At 42.1% G+C, this 4,853-nt stretch carries 8 protein-coding genes; all 8 read right to left on the bottom strand.

Annotation, left to right across the window (positions count from 1 at the left end; all coding sequences use genetic code 11):
• Positions 1 to 167: 167 nt before the first annotated feature.
• Positions 168 to 605, bottom strand: a complete 438-nt coding sequence (locus EKN83_RS23090; protein WP_240517213.1) for a hypothetical protein — start codon at positions 603 to 605, stop codon at positions 168 to 170.
• A 245-nt stretch (positions 606 to 850) separates the two neighbouring features.
• Positions 851 to 1,951 carry an ADP-ribosylarginine hydrolase Tri1 gene (gene tri1 / locus EKN83_RS23085; protein ID WP_409513615.1) on the bottom strand — a complete coding sequence of 367 codons (1,101 nt, stop codon included), beginning with the start codon at positions 1,949 to 1,951 and terminating at the stop codon, positions 851 to 853.
• Positions 1,952 to 1,986: 35 nt separating this feature from the next.
• Positions 1,987 to 2,367: an immunity protein Tsi6 family protein gene (locus EKN83_RS23080; RefSeq protein ID WP_126801782.1), complete on the bottom strand. Its 381-nt coding sequence runs from the start codon at positions 2,365 to 2,367 to the stop codon at positions 1,987 to 1,989.
• Positions 2,368 to 2,483: 116 nt separating this feature from the next.
• Positions 2,484 to 2,831, bottom strand: coding sequence for an immunity protein Tsi6 family protein (locus tag EKN83_RS23075; protein WP_126801781.1), 348 nt, complete (start codon positions 2,829 to 2,831; stop codon positions 2,484 to 2,486).
• On the bottom strand, positions 2,824 to 2,961 hold the full coding sequence (locus tag EKN83_RS23070) for a polymorphic toxin type 46 domain-containing protein (protein ID WP_260591354.1): 138 nt from the start codon (positions 2,959 to 2,961) through the stop codon (positions 2,824 to 2,826). Before EKN83_RS23070 ends, EKN83_RS23075 begins: the two co-directional genes overlap by 8 nt.
• 108 nt (positions 2,962 to 3,069) lie before the next feature.
• Entirely contained in the window at positions 3,070 to 4,140 is a 1,071-nt protein-coding gene (gene tri1 / locus EKN83_RS23065) for an ADP-ribosylarginine hydrolase Tri1 (RefSeq protein ID WP_094919690.1), read from the bottom strand.
• Positions 4,141 to 4,253: 113 nt separating this feature from the next.
• Positions 4,254 to 4,391, bottom strand: coding sequence for a DcrB-related protein (locus EKN83_RS23060; protein WP_260591353.1), 138 nt, complete (start codon positions 4,389 to 4,391; stop codon positions 4,254 to 4,256).
• Positions 4,392 to 4,402: 11 nt separating this feature from the next.
• On the bottom strand, positions 4,403 to 4,853 hold a 451-nt coding region (locus EKN83_RS23055), incomplete at its 5' end, for a bacteriophage T4 gp5 trimerisation domain-containing protein (RefSeq protein ID WP_409513614.1).

Here is a 4,853-nt window from a genome sequence, read left to right as displayed (position 1 = left end):
GAGCAGGGTCAGCGTCAGGGCGAACGACTCGGACATCGCCTCGCGGCCGGAGAGTTTCCAGAAGAGCAGCCCCTCGACCGGGAGCTGGACGATAATTCGGTTGAGCATAATCGATATTCCACTATGGACTAATCTCGGTGTTCATTGAGATATTTTTTAAATCGTGATTATTTAAGCCATAAACCTGAAAACATAAGGACGCTGCCCAGGGAAACTACGCTTTTAGCAACGATAAGTAAGCCAGGCGCAACGACGCGTGTTATAGACGATATTGCTTCATAATTTTCAGCATTGTATTTTTTGTGCCCTCCAGTAATCCCGGAGAAGATCGTGCAGAGCAGCACAACGGTAACTTTTAGTCCCCATACGCACAGGAAAGACATGGAAAAGATAATCGAATAGTGTTTCGCCGTTGCGACGGAGAATAATGACATTGACTGAGCAAACCATTTCAACGTAAAACCAATAACAACCGTAGCCACTAGCACCAGAACGAACATCAATCCGGTAAGGCACCACTGTTTTTTACTGAATAAGTCTTTTCCATTCCAGATAAGCGCTAGCGTCCAAATCATGAAGAGAATAAAGAAAAGCCAATGAATCATAACGTACCACATTTATACATATTGTTCTCCAGGCATTGTCAAAACAACAAGATACAGCTTAACGCGGCGAGAGATTTTACTACCAGGCGTAATATTGGCCCGAACCGTTGATTGACTATCTTCTCTTCTCGAAGAATCTGTATTTTCCAATTTTTATCACGCAGGGATGCTTTTAACTAACAAACCATTAGGTACAGACTAAGAAAAAGGCACGGTACAATACCCGTACCAGATGACTAATATAATTATAAGAAATTATCCTCAGGAGCTCTATCGAACAGTTCACCTGCCATTTTGGCGATACGTTCGTGCTGTACGAGTTTGTTTTTCCATTCCTGCGGAATACCGGAATAACCATATAATGCCCCCGCGATTTGTCCCGCCGTCGCGGCAACGCTGTCAGCATCATCAGCAAGATTAGCGGCCAGTAGAATGGCATCTCGGAAATTATCCGTGTTCCATACGGACCACATCGCGGCCTCAAGCGTATCAATAACGTAACCACTTGAACGAATCTGGTCACGAGTTTTTTGCTTATACTCGCCCGCATTAATAATCATTACACGTGGCTGGAGCGGCATAATATGTGGAGCGAAAACAAATTCTTTGTTGCTCCCATTAATCATATATACAAGTAAATAGTTTAAATACTGTGTGCTATTTATTGCTTCCGATGCACCATGTGTAGCAATACTTTGTTTTTTGGATTCATAAAATGATTTGCTTAATGACTTTCTAAAAAAAATAGAGACAGGTGCTTGCCTGATAATGGATGCATTACCTGCAGTTTCTGGTGAAGTATTACCGCTCCAGCCAGGACCAATAGCCAAATATTGTTCTAAAGCAAATCGAGTTGTATTCCCTATATCAAAACAGACACCATTTGAACTGTTATAACCATGCTGATACCATGCCAGAAGTTTATTCCTAAAGAATATAGTATCAGCATCACCTTTCTCAAGAAGAGTTTCCGCAAGGCATAATGCCATGGAAGTATCATCCGTCCATTCGCCTGCGCGCAGTCGAAATGGCCCACCCCCTGTCATATCCTTAACGTGTGCTCTGTCACGTGGTAGAAATTCGAGTGTGGTGCCTACAGCATCCCCGACCGCAAGACCAATAAGCGCACCTATCGCGCGATCCCGTGATTCCGCAAGCGAGATGTTACATAATGGTGTTAAATCCCATTTTTGTTGTGCATCGCAATCAAAAGATGATGCTAATGGTTTATCATTATATTCATACTGCATCCTCCGCTGGACTGAAGGACTGCTAATAGGTAAGTACTTACGATATCTATCTACATATTTTAACAATACATTCAAATTAGCATGTAAATCAATCACCATTCACCCATAATAAAAATATTTAACACCCAGCACTAAAACTCATCAGGATATTTCTTATTGAGCTTTTGTTGCTTTGTTCTGTAATTGGCGTCAACCTCATGCGGCAACCTAACCTTTAATCCTCGGCGGATTTGATCCACAATAAACCAAGCATCCGACAACCTTTCAAAAAACAACTCATCAGAATTTTCAAACTCCTTCACTGCATACATACCGAACGTCATTTTCCATAATTTTGCCTTATCCTTTTCCTTACCTTCTATTAAATCCCGTAAATATAATAATTGTTGTACAATAGAGTCGTACATTTGTAAAAGCTGGTTATGAGGGTTAAGATTTTTGACCTCAGCATATCTCTTTTGTGCTATAACCAATGCTCTTTCAACATAACCAAAGATTGTTATTTCATTCATTGCAGTGAATCGAATTGTCTTAAAACATTACACATGATAGCAAGTTATGCCCCCATTTTCCCGTGGTAATTCTAACCAGGATGATTACATTTAAAACTTTAATCAAAAGTTGCTCATCACTTGCGATATCTCTTTTGCCTTTTCAAGTACTCGACGTCTTGCTCATGGGGGAGAATAACCTTCAATCCTTGCCCCATCTGAGAAGCTATATAATTAGCATTGGACAAATGCTGAGCAAGCTCGGCATCGGTAGTATCAAACTCTTTGGACGCAAGCACTCCAGGATTCAATGTGTGTAATTTACTTTTATCTTTTTCAGCACCCGTTAGAATGGATCTTATATAATCCAACTGATTCTTTGCCATTATATATAAAGAAAATGTAGGGTTTTGTTCCAATCGATGATTGATTGCATCAATAGCATCATTGATATAATCCAGCGCGGTGTAACTTTCTTTACTCATGAGTCAACCTAAATATATCCTTTTCGCTTGAAAGCATTTGTATTGCCCCACCTTTTGTCTGGTAGGGTACATCTTTCACTGACCAAGTATCAAGCGCGGGCAAAGAAGTACTATTCTCTTGTCGAAGAATCTGTATTTTCCAATTTTTATCACGCAGGGATGCTTTTAACTAACAAACCATTAGGTACAGACAAAGAAAAAGGCACGCTACAATACCCGTACCAGATGACTAATATAATTATAAGAAATTATCCTCTGGAGCTCTATCGAACAGCTCACCTGCCATTTTGGCGATACGTTCGTGCTGTACGAGTCTGTTTTTCCACTCCTGCGGAATACCGGAATAACCATATAATGCCCCCGCGATTTGTCCCGCCGTCGCGGCAACGCTGTCAGCATCATCGGCAAGATTAGCTGCCAGTAGAATGGCATCACGGAAATTATCCGTATTCCATACGGACCACATCGCGGCCTCAAGCGTATCAATAACGTAACCACTTGAACGAATCTGGTCGCGAGTTTTTTGTTTATACTCGCCCGCATTTATGATCATTACACGCGCGCACAGTGGGAAAACATGAGGCGAAAAAGTTTCTTCTTTTTGATAACCGTTAATTAAATAGTGCAATACCAATCCGAGAAATTGGCATGCGTTAATTGACTCTACCGCGCCATGCGTTGCTCGACTCTGAGCCTGGGATTCGAAGTAAATCGCACGCAGCGATTTTCGACGAAAGATAGACACCGGAGCTTGACGAATAACCCCAGCATTACCAGCAGTGTGTTTCTCTGTATTACCATACCAGGAAGGTCCGACACGCATATACTGTTCAAGTGCGAATCGCGTCGTATTCCCGATATCGAAGCACCGACCATTACTGCTATTCTCTCCGTCAAGATACCATTTCAGGAGATATTTTCTAAGCACATCGGTGTGCATTCTGTTTTCTGAAAGATAAGTCTCTGCCAGACATAATGCCATGGACGTATCATCTGTCCATTCACCAGGTTTTAATTGAAAAGGTCCGCCACCAATCATATCCGCTACATGTTCACTGTCTCTTTTCTTAAACTCAAGAGTGGTGCCGACGGCGTCCCCAACAGCCAGTCCCACAAGCGCCCCAAGCGCTTTATCACGTGAAACATCTTCAGTCGTAATTAAAGGTAAAGTTGCATCCCAGGCTTGTGAAGAACTCAAATTATCAATACTGTTGCTTCTAATTGCCTTACGGACATTAACTGGCAGGTATGTATGATAGCGATTAGCATAATGATTGATTACTGTGTCTTCGGAATGAAGGTCGATCATGGTCTTTCCTTTAATTCCATATTCATTATTCCAGGTTCATCTGACCTGCTGATAACCTCAAACGATGTATTCGGCTTAGCACCAGACGCGTTGTCACGTCATGCAGTCCTTCATTATTTTTTAGAGGCACGAGACACAACAAAAGTAAACTCACTGGCACCATTTTCGCTCAGGGTAAATAAATTCATGGTTCTTTCTTTATATACATCTGGTAATGCCAGCGTAGCTTCCTGGAGAGTATATTCCGCCATACGAGTTACTTTTATTTGTTGGCATTAATAACAAAAAAACTATCCACTTCCTGCTGGATTTCACTCTGATGGGATGACCCAGGAGGATCGATGGCATTGCTTCCACCGGCAGGATTCAGATGCAGTTCACCGCCAAGCGTGTTTATCTGCGCGTTCTGTTTTGCGGTGAAGTTAAAGTTATTACCAATGATATTAACGCTGCCATCTTTTGATAATTCAATGGCGCTTTCACCACACTCCAGCCTCAACGTATTGCCCGCTGAAATAATAAAGTTGTTAACCACTTTATCGCTGCGACTGTTACCCGTCAGGCAAATGACGTCCCCTTTAACGCCCGCCTGCTGATTTTTCACCACCCGTAAGGTTTCATTTTCACCTACAAACTGGGTACGATTTTTTTCCGTGGCATGCGATTCATCATTTTTGACGTTAATATCCAGATTGCGCTCGGCCTGGAGCCAC

This window comes from Enterobacter sp. WCHEn090032 (assembly GCF_003986875.1).
In the GTDB taxonomy this organism is placed as follows: Bacteria; Pseudomonadota; Gammaproteobacteria; order Enterobacterales; family Enterobacteriaceae; genus Enterobacter; species Enterobacter sichuanensis.
Note: the sequence above shows the minus strand (reverse complement) of the source record. Positions and strands in the feature narration are given on the sequence as shown.